The following is a 17,536-nucleotide window of genomic DNA, read 5'->3' on the forward strand; positions in this document are numbered from 1 at the left end:
TGTTTTTTTTTGCTCGCCAGCCAATAAACTTCGTAAAATAGGCTATCTCTTGAAGCGACGACAGAAAAAGCATGTTTCTGTTAGCGCATTGCGCGAATCAACCACACGGACTGCCTGGAGCCTATGCCTACCCGTCACCTCTCTCCCCGGCGAAAAATCTGGCTAACCAGCATATGCGTTGGCATAGCCGTCGCCCTGCTGGCCGGCAGCATCCAGTTTATGGTGATCTATCACAACCGCGCGGAGCGTTTCGACGTTATCATCAACAATGTTCATGCTTATCTGACGGGCTATTTTCACGATTTAGACCAGACGATTGCGGGACTACAGCCGCTGGTGAGTCAGCCCTGCGAAAATATCGATTCCGGATTAACCGCCCATGCGGCATTCAGCCCAAACGTACGCGCTTTCCTGCTGGTTAAAAATGGTATTGCGTTTTGCTCCTCCGCCACCGGTGCAATGAACACACCTTTTAACCAGCTCATTCCACAGCTGGATATCACTCAAGCGGTGGATATGGCGATCCTTCCCGGTACGCCCATGATGCCGAAAAGCGCGGCGCTGGCGATGTGGGTTCGTAGCCCGCACGGCGGTAAAGACGGCGTTTTTGTCTCGATCAACGCGAATCTGACACCCTATATACTCTACTCCTCACGGCAGAATGATTTCAGCGGCCTGGCGCTGTCCATTAAGCACACCGCGATCTCGACCTTCAGCAACAAGCTTATCGACCCGCAGACCCTGCTCTCGCCGCCTATTCGCCAGACGCAGATTGAGGGTTTACCGTTGAAAATCTATCTCTATGCTAACAGCTGGCTGGCGGAGAATACGCAGTTTGCCCTGCTGCTGGGGGTGGTGTGCGGGCTGCTGGCCGGACTGTTAAGCTATTACATTCTCACGATAAAATCAGACCCGCGAAAGGAGCTGCTGCTGGCGATCAAAAACGATCAGTTTTACCTGGTCTATCAGCCGGTGGTGAAATCGGAGACGCTGCAGATCAGCGGCGTTGAGGTACTGATGCGCTGGAAACATCCGGTGGCCGGAGAGATCCCCCCTGACGTCTTTATTAATCTTGCGGAAACCCAGCAGATCATCATTCCGCTTACTCGCCACCTCTTAAAACTGATTGCGCACGATGCGCCTGTTTTGCAGACGCTCCTGCCCGCAGGGATCAAGCTTGGGATCAATATTTCCCCCCTTCATCTGCACGCAGAGAGCTTTCAGCAGGACCTTAAGCACTTCGCCGCCGCCATGCCAGCCGACCACTTTAAGCTGGTACTGGAGATCACCGAGCGCGCGATGATCGATAAAAATCGTTCATTAGAGAACTTCGACTGGCTACACGAGCAGGGTTTTGAAATCGCGATTGATGATTTTGGTACCGGCCATAGCGCGCTCATCTATCTGGAGCGCTTTAGCTTTGATTACCTGAAGATTGATCGCGGCTTCGTACAGGCTATCGGGACGGAGACCGTGACCTCGCCGGTGCTCGATGCCGTCATCACTCTAAGCCGCCGCCTGAAGCTCGCTACCGTTGCCGAAGGCGTGGAAACGCAGGAACAGGCGGAATGGCTGCGCGATCATGGCGTAAACTTTTTGCAGGGCTACTGGTTAAGTCGCCCGCTGACGCTGGAAGCGCTGATCGCCGCCCACGCGCAGCCGGCGAAATATTTCCCAACCCGCTAAGTGTCCTTTATTATTTGCTATCAGAGGTCAGGCCACTTCAGGCCTGTCATTGGAGGACGATACCCTGGTTATGTTTGCCCGCATCAGCCTGATACTGCTGACCTTATTTAGCCTGCACAGCCGGGCGCAAACTATTCTGACGAGCGATACGTTCGCGATTATCGGCCAACCGAAGTACGCCGCGGGCTTTGACCACTACGATTATGCGAATCCCGCCGCGCCTAAAGGCGGCGCGATTACCCTTGCGGCTATCGGTACCTTTGATAATTTCAACCGCTACGCCCTGCGCGGTAATCCGGGTATTCGAACCGAAGCGCTATACGATACGCTGTTCACCACCTCTGACGATGAGCCCGGCAGTTACTACCCGCTGATTGCCGAGCATACGCGCTATGCCGATGATTTTTCGTGGATGGAGATTACGCTCAATCCACACGCCCGCTATCACGACGGCAGTCCCATCACCGCCAGCGATGTCGCTTTTACCTTCCAGAAGTTTATGACCGAAGGGGTGCCGCAGTTTCGTCTCTATTATAAAGGCACTACCGTTAAAGCTATCGCCCCGCTAACCGTTCGCATTGAGTTAGCCAAACCAGGCAAAGAGAACATGCTTAGCCTGATGACGCTACCGGTGATGCCGGAAAAATTCTGGAAAAACCATAAACTCAGCGACCCGCTCTCCGCTCCACCGCTGGCCAGCGGCCCCTACCGCATTACCGCCTGGCGCATGGGCCAGTACATCACCTATTCCCGCGTGAAGGACTACTGGGCCGCCGATTTACCGGTCAACCGCGGGCGCTGGAATTTCGATACGCTACGCTACGATTATTACCTTGATGACAATGTCGCCTTCGAAGCCTTTAAGGCCGGCGCCGTCGATCGTCGGGAAGAGAACGTCGCCAAAAACTGGGCGACCCGCTACGTCGGGCGCAACTTTAGCCACGGCTATATCGTTAAAGACGAATACACCAATACCTCGGCGCAAAATACCCAGTGGCTGGCCTTTAATATTCAGCGCCCGATATTTGCCGACCGCCGGATTCGCGAGGCCATCACCCTCGCCTTTGATTTTGAATGGATGAATAAGGCGCTGTTCTATCACTCCTACAGCCGCGCCAACAGCTTCTTTCAGAATACCGAATACGCGGCGCGCGATTATCCTGATGCCGACGAGCTCGCCCTGCTGACGCCGCTGAAAAAAGAGATCCCGGCCGAAGTCTTCACGCAGATTTACCGGCCGCCGGTTTCCAGCGGCGATGGTTTTGCGCGGGAGAATTTACTCAAAGCGGATGCCATCCTCAACCAGGCGGGATGGATAGTGAAAAACCAGCGGCGGGTAAACGCGCAGAGCGGCAAACCGTTACGCTTTGAGCTGCTGCTCCCCTCCGGCAGCAGCGATCGCTGGGTACTGCCCTTTCAGCACAATCTTCAGCGGCTCGGCATCGTTATGGACATTCGCCAGGTCGATAACTCCCAGTACAGTAACCGCAAGCGCAGCCGGGATTACGACATGATGCCAAACGTCTGGCGCGCGTCGCCCTGGCCCGACACCGGCCTGCAAATCTCCTGGGATTCGGAATATATTAATTCCAGCTATAACGCCTCAGGGGTTCAAAGCCCGGCCGTCGACCAGCTTATTGCGCAGATCATTCGCTGGCAGGGCAACAAGGAAAAACTGCTGCCGCTGGGCCGGGCCCTCGACCGCGTGCTGACCTGGAACTATTACATGCTGCCGATGTGGTATATGGCGCAGGATCGCACCGCCTACTGGGATAAATTCTCCTTCCCGAAGACTCGCGCGATTTACTCATCCGGTTTCGAAAACTGGTGGTACGACGCCAACAAAGCGGCCAGACTTCCCGCGGACAGACGTTAAGGAATTAAGATGGGTGCATATCTGCTCCGCCGACTACTGCTCATCGTCCCCACCCTGTGGGCGATTATCACCATTAACTTTTTCATTGTGCAGATCGCTCCCGGCGGCCCGGTCGATCAAGCGATCGCGGCAATAGAGTTCGGCGATCGCGGCGGTCTGCCCGGAGCCGGAGACGGCGGGATGGCTGCCAGCCATGCGCGTACCGGCGTTAGCAACATCAGCGACGGCCACTATCGAGGTGGGCGCGGGCTGGACCCGGAAGTCATCGCCGAGATAACCCACCGCTACGGCTTTGATAAGCCTCTCCACGAGCGCTATTTTAAAATGCTCGGCGACTACCTGCGCTTTGATTTTGGCGACAGCCTGTTTCGCAGCTCATCGGTCGTGCAGCTGATCGGGGACAGCCTGCCGGTCTCTATCTCGCTGGGCTTGTGGAGCACGCTCATCATCTATCTGGTGTCGATCCCGCTGGGGATCCGCAAAGCGGTCAGCAACGGTAGTCATTTTGACGTCTGGAGCAGTACGCTGATTATTATCGGTTATGCGATCCCGGCCTTTCTGTTCGCCATTTTGTTGATCGTTATCTTTGCCGGCGGCAGCTATTTCGATCTCTTTCCGCTGCGCGGGCTGGTGTCAGCCAACTTCGACAGCCTGCCGTGGTATCAAAAAATCCTCGACTATCTCTGGCATATCACCCTACCGGTGCTGGCCACGGTGATCGGCGGTTTTGCCGCCCTCACCATGCTCACCAAAAACAGCTTTCTCGACGAAATTCGCAAGCAATACGTCGTCACCGCCCGCGCAAAGGGCGTTAGCGAAAAGCAGATCCTGTGGGGCCACGTATTTCGCAACGCGATGCTGCTGGTGATCGCCGGTTTCCCGGCCACCTTTATCAGCATGTTTTTTACCGGCTCGCTGCTGATTGAAGTGATGTTCTCGCTGAACGGACTGGGGCTGCTGGGCTATGAAGCCACGGTATCTCGTGATTACCCGGTCATGTTCGGCACGCTGTATATTTTTACCCTGATTGGCCTGCTGCTGAATATCATCAGCGACATCAGCTATACGCTGGTCGACCCGCGTATCGATTTTGAGGGCCGCTAATGTCATTTTTCAGTCCCGTCAATCAGGCCCGCTGGGCGCGTTTTCGCCACAACCGCCGCGGCTACTGGTCGCTCTGGTTATTCTTAGTCATTTTCGCCTGCAGCCTGTGCGCCGAGCTGATTGCTAACGATAAACCGCTGCTGGTGCAGTACCGCGGCAGTCTCTACGTACCGTTATTAAAAAACTATAGCGAGAGCACCTTCGGCGGCCGCTTTGCTACTGCCGCCGACTATCAGGACCCGTGGCTGCAAAAACGGCTGGACGATAACGGCTGGGCCCTGTGGGCGCCGGTTCGCTTCGGCGCAACGACCATTAATTTCGCCACCGAAACCCCCTTCCCTTCGCCGCCGTCAAGGCTGAACTGGCTGGGCACCGATGCCAACGGCGGCGACGTGCTGGCGCGTATTCTGTACGGCACGCGCATTTCCATTCTCTTTGGCCTGCTGCTGACCTTCTTCTCCAGCGTGCTGGGGGTGATGGCCGGCGCCGTTCAGGGATATTACGGCGGAAAGATTGATCTCTGGGGACAGCGCTTTATCGAGGTCTGGTCGGGGATGCCGACCCTGTTTCTGATTATCCTGCTTTCGAGCGTCGTGCAGGCCAATTTCTGGTGGCTGCTGGCCATCACCGTGCTGTTCGGCTGGATGACGCTGGTCGGGGTCGTCCGCGCCGAGTTTCTGCGCACCCGCAACTATGATTATATCCGCGCCGCGCAGGCGCTCGGCGTTAGCGATCGCGCCATTATTCTGCGCCATATGCTGCCTAACGCTATGGTCGCCACCCTGACCTTCCTGCCGTTTATTCTGTGCAGTTCGATTACGACTCTGACCTCGCTGGACTTCCTCGGCTTCGGCCTGCCGCTGGGCTCTCCTTCGCTGGGCGAGCTGCTGTTGCAGGGTAAAAATAATCTTCAGGCGCCGTGGCTGGGCATCGCCGCCTTTCTGTCGGTAGCGCTCCTGCTGACGTTATTGATTTTTATCGGTGAAGCGGTTCGCGACGCTTTTGACCCAAGCAAGGCGGTGTAGCATGACGCAACCTCTGTTAGATATCGACAACCTTTCCATCGCCTTTCGCCAGCAGGGGGAAACCACCACCGTGGTCAGCGAGCTGTCGCTACGCATTGCGGTCGGTGAAACCCTGGCGCTGGTGGGCGAATCCGGCTCCGGTAAGAGCGTTTCCGCGCTGTCGATACTGCGGCTGCTGCCCTCGCCGCCGGTCAGCTACCCCACAGGGGATATCCGCTTTCACGGCCAGTCGCTGCTACACGCCGATGAACATACGCTGCGCGGCGTGCGCGGCAACCGCATCGCGATGATTTTTCAGGAGCCGATGGTTTCACTCAATCCGCTGCATACCCTCGAAAAACAGCTCTACGAAGTGCTCTCTTTGCATCGCGGGATGCGTAAAGAAGCGGCGCGCGGAGAGATCCTCGACTGTCTGGATCGCGTTGGGATCCGCAATGCGCCGCGGCGTCTGGCCGACTACCCGCACCAGCTCTCCGGCGGCGAACGCCAGCGGGTAATGATCGCCATGGCGCTGTTGACTCGTCCGGAGCTGCTCATCGCCGACGAACCCACGACCGCGCTGGACGTGTCGGTACAGGCGCAAATCCTCGCGCTGCTGCGCGAACTCAAGCAAGAGTTAAATATGGGGCTGCTGTTTATCACCCATAACCTGAGCATCGTTCGTCAGCTTGCCGATCGCGTCGCGGTGATGCAGAACGGCCGCTGCGTGGAGCAAAACGGCTGCCGGGCACTATTCTCCGCTGCCGAACACCCTTACACCCGCCGCCTGCTGGACAGCGAGCCGTCGGGCGATCCCGTGCCCCTCGCGCCGGATGCGCCAGAATTACTGCGGGCGGAAAACTTAAGTATCGCCTTTCCGATCCGCAAAGGGCTTCTGCGGCGGGTGGTCGATCATAATCGCGTGGTTAACGCCCTCAGCTTTCAATTGCGCGCGGGAGAAACGCTGGGTCTGGTCGGCGAATCCGGATCGGGCAAGAGTACTACAGGGCTGGCGCTGCTGCGCCTGATTCATTCTGAAGGCGCAATCGTCTTTGACGGCGAGACGCTTCAGGGGCGCAGCCGTCGGCAGATGCTGCCGCTGCGTCGACGCATGCAGGTAGTCTTTCAGGATCCCAACTCATCGCTAAACCCACGGCTTAACGTTCTGCAAATTATTGAAGAAGGATTGCGCGTCCATCAGCCAACGCTCACGCCGGCCGAGCGAGAGCAGGCGGTGATTCAGGCGATGCAGGAGGTCGGTCTCGATCCGCAATCCCGGCATCGCTACCCTGCCGCTTTCTCCGGCGGACAGCGCCAGCGCATCGCTATCGCCAGGGCGCTGGTCGTCAAACCGCAGCTAATCGTGCTGGATGAGCCCACCTCTTCGCTGGATAAAACCGTGCAGGCGCAAATTCTGGCGCTGCTGAAGGCGCTACAGCAAAAGCATCAGCTGGCCTATATTTTCATCAGCCATGATTTGCGCGTCGTGCGTGCGCTTTGTCATCAGGTAATGGTGCTGCGGCAGGGAGAGGTCGTCGAGCAGGGTGAGTGCGAACGCGTGTTTACCGCTCCGCAACAGGAGTATACCCGTCAGCTGCTGGCGTTAAGCTGACGGTCAGAATGGGTTGTTGCCGGAGAACGGTTCTGCAATCGCCACGCCGAAATTTTTCAGCCGGCAGGTTGCCGCGAATTCGTCCTGACGATTAACAAACAGGCACGGTTCGCCCTCGCATTCAACAACGGAGCTGTCGACTTCGATGTCGCTCAGCGCCTGGCTGAGTTTATGCATAACCGGCCAGGCCTTATCGCCATCGGGGCTAAGTAATTTCAACGCCACAAGGCTATTTTCGCTCTGAGCGCCGTTTTGCGGAATCGGTTCAACTCTTGAACCTGCAAAACCGGCCAGCCAGCGATAGCTCTGCGGCAGACGGTGTACGATAGAGAGTTGCAGTGTATTCACGTGTTTTCCCCGGAAGCAAAATACTTCACAATAATTTTACAACAATACTAACACATTATTGACAATTAGTCCTGTTCCTGCACCGAAAACGCTTACACCAGCGGCATAGCCGTGTTAGTGGTTTGTAATATAAAAGTTTATAATTGTGCAGAGTGAACATCTTCGGGCTATATGTACCCGTTTCTGTGATCTAAAACAACTTTTTTATCGCAATAATGCGACTAATTGAGCGATTTGATTTTACATAAAAGAAACAAATTGCTGAACAGAGAAGCCGGTTTCGGTTGATATGTATCAAAAAAGGGGGCGATATCGCCCCCTGGAAGTCGCTTATCGTGCGGCTTTTCGCCGCCGACTGGCATAGAGGTAGAACAGAATAGAGCTGCTGGCGCAGAAGGCGATGGAAATCAGCATTGGCCAGGCCGTGGTGAAGGTCGCCATCGACAGCAGCGCGCCGACAATAGCGCCAATCCCAAAGCGGAACGTCCCAGCCAGCGAGGAGGCCGTCCCGGCCATATGCGGAAACTCATCGAGAATAACCGCCATCGCGTTGGAGGAGACCATCGAAACGCAGCCGATGAAAGCCGCCACGCCAAACACCAGCGCCCAGAAGCCGACGTCAAACAGCGCACACACCACCATCCATACCGCCATCGCAAACTGGATCCACAGCCCCGCGCGGAACATATTCAGCGCCCCAACCCGCCGCACAAACCGGCTGTTGATCATGGTCATGACAAACAGGAAAACCACGTTCAGCGCAAAATAGTAGCCAAAGTGCTGCGGTGAAACGTGGTTGATATTGATATAGACAAACGGGCCAGCGCTCAGAAACGAGAACATCCCGGCAAAGCTAAATCCGCTTGCCAGCATATAACTCAGCACGCGCTTATGGCGAAACAGGGTGGCGAAGTTGCCAAGCGTAGTGCGAATATGAAATTTCTGTCGCCGTTCCGGCGGCAGGGTTTCGCTAATGAAAAATGCGATCATCGCCGACGCTAACAGGGCCGCCAGCGCGAGGATCCAGAAGATCGCATGCCAGCTAAACCATACCAGCACCGCTCCGCCGACCATCGGCGCCACCAGCGGCGCAACGGTGGTGACCAGCATGACGAACGACATCATCCGCGAGAACTCTTCCTTGGGATAGATATCGCGCATCAGGGCGTTAATCACCACGCTTGCCGCTGCGGCTGCCAGGCCGTGGAAAAAGCGCATGGTAATCAGCATATCGATAGTCTGCGACAGCGCGCAGGCCACCGCCGCCGCGGCAAAAATGAGCGTCCCGCCTAGTATCACCGGTTTACGGCCAAGACTATCCGCCATCGGGCCATATAAAAGCTGGCCCAGCGCAAAGCCCAGAATATAGGTACTGAGCGTCATCTGCGCGCTGCCGTCCGGCACATTAAACTGGGCCGCAATCACCGGCAGCGCCGGAAGATACATATCAATCGACAGCGGCATTAACATGGCCAGCAGGCCAAGAATAAACACAATCCCTAATGAAGAATTCTGCTTTGCCGTCACGTTTTACTCCGCGCATGTTGGCCGCCGACGCTGGCGACTTCTTCTGCCGTCAGCGGACGATATTCACCCGGCGCCAGCGAAGCATCCAGCGCAATGTCGCCAATGCGTTCGCGATGCAGGCCAACCACATGATTCCCCACGGCGGCAAACATCCGCTTAACTTGATGGTAACGCCCTTCGCTAATGGTCAGGCGGACTTCGGTCGGTGTCACCACTTCCAGAACCGCAGGCCTGGTCAGCTCTTTCTCATTATGCAGCTGAACGCCTTTAGCAAACTGCCCGGCAGTGGAGTCATCAACCGGATTTTCCAGCGTCACCAGATAGGTTTTTTCGCAATGGTGGCGCGGAGACGTAATGCGGTGCGACCACTGACCATCGTCGGTCATCAGCACCAGACCGGTGGTGTCGATATCCAGACGACCGGCAGCATGCAGCTTGTGCGCCACCGGCTCATCGAGGAAATAGAGTACCGTCGGATGATCCGGATCGTCGGTAGAACAAACGTAACCCTGCGGCTTGTTGAGCATAAAGTAGCGCGGGCCGTTCTGCTGAACCAGCGTATTGCCGTCATACTCGACGTCATGCTCCGGCTGAAGCTTGAAGGAGGAGTCTTTTACAATTTCGCCGTCCACGGTAACGCGGCTGCCGCGGATTTCACGCCCGGCAATAGCCCGACTAACGCCAAGTTGCTGAGCGATAAACTTATCAAGTCGCATGAGATTTTTTTAGCCTGTACAAGTGCTGGAGCGGGCAACGCGCCCGAAAAAGAAGAATTTCATGGGGTAGTATAACGGGCTATTAACACCACTCAAGGGAAAAGATTCGTGGCATACTATTCGCGAGTTAATTAACCGCCATAAATTCATGACATTTACATTACGTCCCTACCAAAAAGAGGCGGTCGACGCCACGCTCGCCTGGTTTCGCCGCCATCATGAACCTGCCGCGATTGTCCTGCCAACAGGCGCAGGTAAAAGCCTGGTCATTGCTGAACTCGCACGCCTGGCGCGCGGTCGCGTGCTGGTGCTGGCGCACGTAAAAGAGCTGGTGGCGCAGAACCACGCCAAGTATTGCGCGCTCGGCCTGGAAGCGGATATTTTCGCCGCGGGCCTTAAACGGAAAGAGAGCCACGGTAAAGTGGTCTTTGGCAGCGTGCAGTCGGTAGCCCGTAACCTTGACCAGTTTCAGGGGGAGTTCTCGCTGCTGATCGTCGACGAGTGTCACCGCATCGGCGACGATAATGACAGCCAGTATCAGCAGATTATCAGCCACCTTCAGCAGGTCAATCCGCATCTGCGCCTGCTGGGGCTGACCGCAACGCCGTTTCGCCTGGGTAAAGGTTGGATTTATCAGTTTCACTATCACGGCATGGTGCGCGGTGATGAAAAAGCGCTGTTTCGCGACTGCATTTATGAACTGCCGCTGCGCTATATGATTAAGAATGGCTACCTGACGCCGCCGGAGCGGCTGGACATGCCGGTGGTTCAATACGACTTCAGCCGTTTACAGGCGCAAAGTAACGGCCTGTTCAGCGAAGCCGATCTGAATCACGAGCTGAAAAAGCAGCAGCGCGTCACGCCGCATATCGTCAGCCAAATCGTTGAATTCGCCGAAACGCGCAAAGGGGTAATGATTTTCGCCGCCACCGTTGAACACGCCCGTGAAGTGACCGGGTTGCTTCCGCAGGGCGAGGCGGCTCTTATCACCGGTGAAACGCCGGGGCCGGAGCGCGATCGCATCATCGAAGCGTTTAAAGCGCAGCAGTACCGCTATCTGGTTAACGTCGCGGTGTTGACGACCGGCTTTGATGCGCCGCATGTCGATCTGATCGCCATCCTGCGCCCGACCGAGTCGGTGAGCCTTTACCAACAGATCGTCGGCCGTGGCCTGCGCCTGGCGCCGGGTAAAACTGACTGCCTGATTCTCGATTACGCCGGCAATCCGCACGACCTTTATGCCCCTGAAGTGGGAACGCCGAAAGGAAAAAGCGACAACGTTCCGGTCCAGGTTTTTTGTCCGGCATGCGGTTTCGCCAATACCTTCTGGGGAAAAACTACCGCTGACGGCACGCTGATTGAACACTTTGGCCGCCGCTGCCAGGGCTGGTTTGAGGATGACGAAGGCCATCGTGAACAGTGCGATTTTCGTTTTCGCTTTAAAAACTGCCCGCAGTGTAACGCGGAAAACGATATCGCCGCCCGCCGCTGCCGCGAGTGCGATACCATTCTGGTCGACCCCGATGATATGCTGAAAGCCGCGCTGAAGCTCAAAGATGCGCTGGTGCTGCGCTGTAGCGGTATGGTTCTTCAGCACGGTGCGGATGACAAAGGCGCCTGGTTAAAAATCACCTATTACGATGAAGATGGCGCGGATGTTAGTGAGCGCTTCCGCCTGCATACGCCCGCCCAGCGTACCGCCTTTGAGCAGCTCTTTATCCGACCGCATACCCGAACGCCGGGCGTGCCGCTGCGCTGGATAACGCCTGCCGATATCCTCGCCCAGCAGGCGCTTCTGCGCCACCCGGACTTTGTCGTTGCCCGCATGAAGGGGCAATACTGGCAGGTCCGGGAGAAAGTGTTTGATTATCAGGGGCGATTCCGCCGGGCCAACGAACTGCGCTAATCGTCCTCAGGACTGAGGTTTTGGTTGCTGCAAAAACGCAGGGCGGCTATAATGCCGCCCGCTTTTGCATTCGCGAAGCAGATAATCTGCCTGCTGCTGGGTCGCCTGTAGCAGGATTTATATATAGAGAGACGTCAATGTTTACTATCAACGCAGAAGTACGTAAAGAGCAGGGTAAGGGTGCGAGCCGCCGCCTGCGTGCAGCTAACAAATTCCCGGCCATCATCTATGGCGGCGAAGCTGCGCCAGTAGCAATCGAACTGGATCACGACAAAGTGTGGAACATGCAGACCAATGCAGAGTTCTACAACGAAGTTCTGACCATCGTTGTTGATGGCAAAGAAGAGAAAGTTAAAGCTCAGGCTGTTCAGCGTCACCCGTTCAAGCCGAAGCTGACCCACATCGACTTCGTTCGCGCTTAATCGCTCGCTGAAAGTTGTATGGCAAACGCCCCGCTCCGCAAGGTTCGGGGCGTTTTGTTTATTAGGCGAGTAGCGTTGAGGCATTCAGCGCGAGATGCTGCAACAGCATAATCGTTTTCGCATCGACGATTTCTCCTTCGCGAATAGCCTGCAGCGCTTTTTCCAGCGGCCACTCCAGCACTTCGATATCTTCTCCCTCCGTCGCCAGGCCGCCACCGTCGCTGCGCCGATCGTCGGCAGAGTATTCAGCGATGAAAAAGTAAAGCTTCTCCGTCACCGAACCGGGACTCATGTAAGCGGTAAATACCGGCTCGATCCGGGTGACGCGAAAACCGGTCTCTTCTTCGGCCTCGGCAACGATGCGTTCTTCCGGAGAAGCGTCATCCAGCAGTCCTGCGGCGGCTTCGATCAAAAACCCATCATGACCGTTAATCCATACCGGAAAGCGAAACTGACGGACCAGCACTACCGTTTGCTTTTCACGATTGTAGAGCAGGATCACCGCGCCGTTGCCGCGATCGTAAGCTTCCCGACTCTGCTCCTGCCAGCGCCCGTCACGGCGCAGTAGTTCAAAGGTATATTTCTTGAGCGTGTACCAGTTGTCCGATAATAGCGTTTCGCGGATATGGCGAACGCGCGGTGCGTCAGCGTGCATGTTTTTCCCCTTTTAGGTGACAGCGAGCAACATAACATGCATAATCGTGCACAAACAAGATCACTCATGAAGGTATTTTGATGCTTGCCAGCCAGAGAAAACAGCAGATTTTGCAGATCCTCGCTGAGGAAAAACAGGTGATGTCAGGCGATCTTAGCCAGCGCTTCAGCGTCTCAGAAGACTCTATTCGCCGGGATCTGCGGGAGCTGGCAGCGGAAGGCAAACTGCAGCGCGTGCACGGCGGGGCGCTGCCGGTATCCGAAGCCATCGCGCCTATTGAAACAAGAAAGAACGTGCAGATGGCCTCAAAGCTAACTATTGCCCAGCGCGCGGTTGAGCTTATTCAGCCCGGTCAGGTGGTGATTATCGACGGAGGCACGACTACCGGAGAGATGGTGCGCCTGCTGCCCGATAACCTCGCGTGTACCGTGGTCACCCATAGCCCGGGAATTGCCGTCGCGCTGGTGGAGAAACCGCTTATCGAGGTGATTTTGATCGGCGGCCGGTTGTTTAAGCATTCGGTGGTCAGCGTCGGGGCCGCGGCCCTTGAAAGCATTTCCCGCATCAATGCCGATCTGTTTTTCATGGGCGTTACCGGCGTGCACCCGCGGGCGGGATTAACCACCGGTGATTATGAAGAAGCGGGCATCAAGCGCGCGCTTGCGGCACGGGCAGCCGAAACGGTGGTGATGGCGTCGCAAGAAAAGCTGAACTCCGCTTCGGCCTTTGCTATCGGCGAGCTGGGGGGCGTCAGTACGCTGATCGTGGATACGACTCTCGACGAGGCGCTGCGACAACAGCTAACCCTGAATGGGGTGGAAATCCTCTACGCGCTGTAGGGCGGGTCTGACGCTAAAAAAATCCCGACTCGGCGTCGGGATTTTGCATTTTAATTTCCGCCAGAAGTGCGGCGCTGCAGCTGATCGCGCAGATTCGGCGGCGTGCCTTTAATGGTTAAGGTATCCGTAGCCGGATCCCAGAACACCCGCTCGCCCAGCAGCATAGCGTCAAAGTTGATGGTTAACCCGCCGCCGCTGCCGGCAAACTTGGTTAACTGACGCAAAGTGCTGCGATCCGCCGGAAAGCTCTCTTCCAGCTCGTAACCTTGCTCGGCGGTAAATTCCTGGAAGGTCTTCTCGCTGACGCCAGCCAGCTCTTTGGACAGCGATTCCAGTTCGATTTCCTCACCGGCCTGCAGCTGTTCGTTGCAGTAGCTGTATACCTGCTGACGTACGTTCTGACGTTCAGATTTGTCCAGCTGCGCATCGGCGGCGAAATCATCCAGCGCCTGCAGCAGGCCGCGATTTTGCGCTTTCGCATTCAGCCCTTCGCTGGCGCCGAGGAAGTCCATGAAGAAATCCGCCACTTTGCGCCCTACCCGCCCCTTCAGGAAGGTCAAATAGCGCGTTGACTCCGGGTTGGTTTCCCATTCGGTTAAATCAATACGCGCCACGATGTCAGCGTGATTGATATCCAGATAATGGGTAGAACTGATATCCAGCTCTTCGTTGACGCGCATGCTGCTTAAGTTATTCAGCACCGCCACCATCAGGTATTCCACCGCCAGATAGCGATACTGGCAAAACAGCACGATCCCGCCTTCAGCAAAAGGGTATTTTGCCAGTTCGTCACGCAGGCGCCCGGTAGCGGCGCGGCTGAACGGCAGGAACTCTTCTTCGCCTTTACGCTGCCCGCGCAGCGCCTGCGCCAGCTCGCTCTCTTCAGTAAACAGGCCATAGGCTTTATTTTTTGCGCTGTAGACACGATGCAGCTCAGCCATCATCTCAACAACCGTCGCCGTCGGCTCCAGCAACGATTCGCGCAGCACCAGTTCCAGATTTTGTTCATCACGTTTGATTAACTGATGCAGGGCAATCTGGTCGATATCCAGACTCATGTTAAACTCTCCTTTTAGACCGGGCGGTATTCAACCACCGCCGGGGCGACGACGCAACCGCCGCGTGACTCTTTGCGAGCGAAGCCGCGCGCTTTTGCGTCGTGGCGAAAAAATGCGGAAAAAAAGCTTCTGCTACGGTAATATGTTGCCCTTTCACGAACAAACAGATTTTGAGTTTATGCCGCAATTATCCCGCTATAGCGATGAACACGTCGAACAGCTGCTCAGCGAGCTGACGAGCGTTCTGGAAACACATAAAGCGCCCGTTGACCTTTCACTGATGGTATTGGGCAATATGGTGACTAACCTGATTAACAGTAGCGTCGCGCCGGCGCAGCGTCAGGCCATCGCCCGTTCTTTTGCCCAGGCGCTGCAGTCATCTATCAACGACGATCCAGCGCACTAAGGATAACGAACAACAGTATATGGTGACTCTTCGTCAGCCCTACCGAGAAAAAGTCTCCCAGATGGTCAGCTGGGGACACTGGTTCGCCCTTTTCAACATGTTGTTGGCTATGGCGCTCGGCAGTCGCTATCTGTTTGTCGCCGACTGGCCAACGACGCTTGCCGGGCGCCTTTTTTCGTACGTCAGCCTCGTTGGTCACTTCAGCTTCCTGGTCTTTACCAGCTATGTGCTGATTCTTTTCCCGCTAACGTTTATCGTTGTCTCTCAGCGCTTAATGCGCTTTATCTCGGTGGTTCTCGCGACCATCGGCATGACGCTGCTGTTGATCGACAGCGAAGTATTCACCCGTTTCCACCTGCATCTTAATCCCTTTGTCTGGGAACTGGTCATTAACCCCGATCAGAACGAGATGGCACGCGACTGGCAGCTGATGTTTATCAGCGTCCCGATCATCTTCCTTCTGGAAATGCTCTTTGCGACCTGGAGCTGGCAGAAACTGCGCAGCCTGACGCGCCGCCGCCACTATGCCCGGCCCGTTGCGTGGTTCTTCTTTATTTCTTTTATCAGTAGCCACCTGGTCTATATCTGGGCGGATGCCAATTTCTATCGCCCGATAACCATGCAGCGGGCCAATCTGCCGCTTTCCTATCCAATGACGGCGCGCCGTTTTCTGGAAAAACACGGCCTGCTCGACGCGCAGGACTATCAGCGCCGTCTGGTAGAACAAGGCGCGCCGGAAGCCGTTTCGGTGCAGTACCCGCTTAGCGAACTGCGTTACCGCGATCTCGGTACCGGTTATAACGTGCTGCTGATTACCGTCGATAATCTTAACTACTCGCGCTTTGAGCAAAACATGCCAGCGCTGACCGGCTTCGCGAAAGAAAACGTTAACTTTACCCAGCATATGAGCTCCGGTAACACTGCCGACAGCGGCATGTTTGGCCTGTTCTATGGTATTTCGCCGAGCTATATGGACGGCGTCCTGTCAGCGCGTATCCCCGCAGCGCTGATTACGTCGCTGAATCAGCAGGGCTACCAGTTGGGCCTGTTCTCTTCTGACGGTTTTAGCAGCCCGCTGTACCGCCAGGCGCTGCTGTCCGATTTCTCGCTGCCGGCGGCGAAAGCGCAAAGCGACGAGCAGACCGCAAACCAGTGGATAAACTGGCTGGACCGCTACGCCCAGGACGAAAACCGCTGGTTCTCATGGGTTGCGCTCAACGGCACCACTCTTGATAACGGGCAGCAGCAAAACTTTGTCCGGCGCTACGCCAGCGCCGCTGGCGCGGTCGATACGCAAATTGGTCGCGTGCTGAATGCGCTGCGCGAAGCGGGCAAGCTGGACAACACGGTAGTTATCGTGACGGCGGGCCACGGTATGCCGCTGAACCCACATCATGACGCGTTTGGCTGGTCGCGCGAAGAGCTTCAGGTTCCGTTGGTGATCCATTGGCCTGGCACCCCGGCCCAGGAGATCGCTACGCTGACCGATAATAAAGACGTGATGACGACGCTGATGCAGCGCTTACTTCACGTCTCCACACCGGCGAATGAGTATTCGCAAGGTGAAGACCTGTTTAGCGCCGCCCGCCGCCGCGCCTGGGTTACCGCAGCCAATAGCGATACGCTGGCCATTACCACGCCGAAGGTTACCGTCGTGCTCAATCACAACGGTACCTACAGAACATGGAACAGCGACGGCGAGAAAATTAAAGATCAAAAACCGCAGCTCAGCTTGCTGCTGCAGGTGCTGACCGATGAAAAACGCTTTATCGCTAACTGATTGATTATTTATAAATCAATCAGTCATTTCCCGGCTTGCATTCGCCCGGGGAACGGGTAATATTGTTCCCCACAAATCGGCACGTAGCGCAGCCTGGTAGCGCACCGTCATGGGGTGTCGGGGGTCGGAGGTTCAAATCCTCTCGTGCCGACCAAATAATCCCAGTAAAACCAGCCTCTTAAGGCTGGTTTTTTTATGCCTGTTTTTCGAGCGGGGTGAAATTGGGGTGTTTCGTTCAGCGCAGAGGCTTACAGATACTGCCGCCGTTTCAGATAGCGAACAAGCCTCCTACTACCGGACATACATTCGTGGCATCGCGCTCCGGGCATCTGCTGAAAGATTTTCGACATATCAAGCCGACCGTTTCCCGTCAGGATGTAAATGCAGTGACGCGCCAGTTGAGAGAATGCGCTGCACGTTGTCCAGTATCGGCAGACCTGGCTGATGACTTCTTCTTTCTTTTTTATTTCTGTCCAGCGTCAGGCGCTACGATCGTGGCCGCCACCGGGTTCATTATTCACTCACCTCCCCCGCGTCATACCCCTCTTCATCCGTGCGGCCGGCTGCCGGGACACCGGCGCTGAATATCTGCGCCGG

General features: G+C 56.1%; 15 protein-coding genes and 1 tRNA gene. 11 read left to right on the forward strand and 5 right to left on the reverse strand.

Annotated features, from left to right (window positions below):
• Positions 1–123: 123 nt before the first annotated feature.
• The 5 genes from ABLV12_RS22165 (at position 124) to yejF (ending at position 7,282) form a co-directional block, all read left to right on the forward strand.
• Positions 124–1,686: a cyclic di-GMP phosphodiesterase gene (locus tag ABLV12_RS22165; protein ID WP_004103944.1), complete on the forward strand. Its 1,563-nt coding sequence runs from the start codon at positions 124–126 to the stop codon at positions 1,684–1,686.
• Positions 1,687–1,756: 70 nt separating this feature from the next.
• Positions 1,757–3,562, forward strand: coding sequence for an extracellular solute-binding protein (locus ABLV12_RS22170; protein ID WP_064370696.1), 1,806 nt, complete (start codon positions 1,757–1,759; stop codon positions 3,560–3,562).
• Positions 3,563–3,571: 9 nt separating this feature from the next.
• The gene (locus tag ABLV12_RS22175; protein ID WP_004103946.1) at positions 3,572–4,666 is read left to right on the forward strand and encodes a microcin C ABC transporter permease YejB; all 1,095 of its coding nucleotides are present in this window, start codon (positions 3,572–3,574) and stop codon (positions 4,664–4,666) included.
• Complete coding sequence (locus ABLV12_RS22180; RefSeq protein WP_004103948.1) at positions 4,666–5,691, forward strand: microcin C ABC transporter permease; 1,026 nt, start codon at positions 4,666–4,668, stop codon at positions 5,689–5,691. Before ABLV12_RS22175 ends, ABLV12_RS22180 begins: the two co-directional genes overlap by 1 nt.
• A 1-nt stretch (position 5,692) precedes the next feature.
• Positions 5,693–7,282, forward strand: coding sequence for a microcin C ABC transporter ATP-binding protein YejF (gene yejF, locus ABLV12_RS22185; protein ID WP_049591761.1), 1,590 nt, complete (start codon positions 5,693–5,695; stop codon positions 7,280–7,282).
• Positions 7,283–7,285: 3 nt separating this feature from the next.
• Here yejF and ABLV12_RS22190 read toward each other — a convergent pair whose 3' ends face one another.
• From ABLV12_RS22190 to rsuA, 3 genes are all read right to left on the reverse strand, one after another.
• Positions 7,286–7,630 (reverse strand): YejG family protein, encoded by a 345-nt coding sequence (locus ABLV12_RS22190; RefSeq protein WP_004103951.1) that lies wholly within the window; start codon positions 7,628–7,630, stop codon positions 7,286–7,288.
• 330 nt (positions 7,631–7,960) lie between these two features.
• Positions 7,961–9,157 (reverse strand): Bcr/CflA family multidrug efflux MFS transporter, encoded by a 1,197-nt coding sequence (locus ABLV12_RS22195; RefSeq protein WP_004103952.1) that lies wholly within the window; start codon positions 9,155–9,157, stop codon positions 7,961–7,963.
• Complete coding sequence (gene rsuA / locus ABLV12_RS22200) at positions 9,154–9,873, reverse strand: 16S rRNA pseudouridine(516) synthase RsuA (RefSeq protein ID WP_004103953.1); 720 nt, start codon at positions 9,871–9,873, stop codon at positions 9,154–9,156. The genes ABLV12_RS22195 and rsuA overlap by 4 nt, the downstream gene beginning before the upstream one ends.
• A 148-nt stretch (positions 9,874–10,021) precedes the next feature.
• Between rsuA and ABLV12_RS22205 the strand changes: the two genes are divergently transcribed.
• Together ABLV12_RS22205 and rplY are read left to right on the forward strand one after the other, a co-directional pair.
• Entirely contained in the window at positions 10,022–11,779 is a 1,758-nt protein-coding gene (locus ABLV12_RS22205) for a DEAD/DEAH box helicase (RefSeq protein WP_004103954.1), read from the forward strand.
• 137 nt (positions 11,780–11,916) lie between these two features.
• Complete coding sequence (gene rplY / locus ABLV12_RS22210; RefSeq protein WP_004114143.1) at positions 11,917–12,201, forward strand: 50S ribosomal protein L25; 285 nt, start codon at positions 11,917–11,919, stop codon at positions 12,199–12,201.
• 61 nt (positions 12,202–12,262) lie between these two features.
• Here the strand turns inward: rplY and ABLV12_RS22215 are convergent, their stop codons facing one another.
• Positions 12,263–12,856, reverse strand: coding sequence for an NUDIX domain-containing protein (locus ABLV12_RS22215; RefSeq protein WP_016809562.1), 594 nt, complete (start codon positions 12,854–12,856; stop codon positions 12,263–12,265).
• 80 nt (positions 12,857–12,936) lie between these two features.
• Here ABLV12_RS22215 and ABLV12_RS22220 point away from each other — a divergent pair, with 80 nt between their 5' ends.
• Entirely contained in the window at positions 12,937–13,695 is a 759-nt protein-coding gene (locus ABLV12_RS22220; protein WP_004103958.1) for a DeoR/GlpR family DNA-binding transcription regulator, read from the forward strand.
• Between the two features lie 50 nt (positions 13,696–13,745).
• On the opposite strand, the gene yejK is transcribed toward ABLV12_RS22220, so the two are convergent.
• Complete coding sequence (gene yejK, locus ABLV12_RS22225; protein WP_004114145.1) at positions 13,746–14,753, reverse strand: nucleoid-associated protein YejK; 1,008 nt, start codon at positions 14,751–14,753, stop codon at positions 13,746–13,748.
• A 178-nt stretch (positions 14,754–14,931) separates the two neighbouring features.
• Between yejK and ABLV12_RS22230 the strand changes: the two genes are divergently transcribed.
• The 3 genes from ABLV12_RS22230 to ABLV12_RS22240 all read left to right on the forward strand — a co-directional run bounded on the left by ABLV12_RS22230 (position 14,932) and on the right by ABLV12_RS22240 (position 17,093).
• Complete coding sequence (locus ABLV12_RS22230) at positions 14,932–15,159, forward strand: YejL family protein (RefSeq protein ID WP_004133900.1); 228 nt, start codon at positions 14,932–14,934, stop codon at positions 15,157–15,159.
• A gap of 19 nt (positions 15,160–15,178) precedes the next feature.
• On the forward strand, positions 15,179–16,939 hold the full coding sequence (gene yejM, locus ABLV12_RS22235; RefSeq protein ID WP_023321342.1) for an LPS biosynthesis-modulating metalloenzyme YejM: 1,761 nt from the start codon (positions 15,179–15,181) through the stop codon (positions 16,937–16,939).
• Positions 16,940–17,016: 77 nt separating this feature from the next.
• A tRNA-Pro gene (locus ABLV12_RS22240) sits at positions 17,017–17,093 on the forward strand.
• The last annotated feature ends 443 nt before the right edge of the window (positions 17,094–17,536 follow it).

It is taken from the genome of Klebsiella sp. CN_Kp100, from assembly GCF_040065315.1.
Lineage (GTDB): Bacteria > Pseudomonadota > Gammaproteobacteria > Enterobacterales > Enterobacteriaceae > Klebsiella > Klebsiella oxytoca.

Coding starts and splice junctions, on each gene's coding strand:
- ABLV12_RS22165 (WP_004103944.1), top strand. CDS start 124: ATGCCTACCCGTCACCTCTCTCCCCGGCGAAAAATCTGGCTAACCAGC.
- ABLV12_RS22170 (WP_064370696.1), top strand. CDS start 1,757: ATGTTTGCCCGCATCAGCCTGATACTGCTGACCTTATTTAGCCTGCAC.
- ABLV12_RS22175 (WP_004103946.1), top strand. CDS start 3,572: ATGGGTGCATATCTGCTCCGCCGACTACTGCTCATCGTCCCCACCCTG.
- ABLV12_RS22180 (WP_004103948.1), top strand. CDS start 4,666: ATGTCATTTTTCAGTCCCGTCAATCAGGCCCGCTGGGCGCGTTTTCGC.
- yejF (WP_049591761.1), top strand. CDS start 5,693: ATGACGCAACCTCTGTTAGATATCGACAACCTTTCCATCGCCTTTCGC.
- rsuA (WP_004103953.1), bottom strand. CDS start 9,873: ATGCGACTTGATAAGTTTATCGCTCAGCAACTTGGCGTTAGTCGGGCT.
- ABLV12_RS22205 (WP_004103954.1), top strand. CDS start 10,022: ATGACATTTACATTACGTCCCTACCAAAAAGAGGCGGTCGACGCCACG.
- rplY (WP_004114143.1), top strand. CDS start 11,917: ATGTTTACTATCAACGCAGAAGTACGTAAAGAGCAGGGTAAGGGTGCG.
- ABLV12_RS22215 (WP_016809562.1), bottom strand. CDS start 12,856: ATGCACGCTGACGCACCGCGCGTTCGCCATATCCGCGAAACGCTATTA.
- ABLV12_RS22220 (WP_004103958.1), top strand. CDS start 12,937: ATGCTTGCCAGCCAGAGAAAACAGCAGATTTTGCAGATCCTCGCTGAG.
- yejK (WP_004114145.1), bottom strand. CDS start 14,753: ATGAGTCTGGATATCGACCAGATTGCCCTGCATCAGTTAATCAAACGT.
- ABLV12_RS22230 (WP_004133900.1), top strand. CDS start 14,932: ATGCCGCAATTATCCCGCTATAGCGATGAACACGTCGAACAGCTGCTC.
- yejM (WP_023321342.1), top strand. CDS start 15,179: ATGGTGACTCTTCGTCAGCCCTACCGAGAAAAAGTCTCCCAGATGGTC.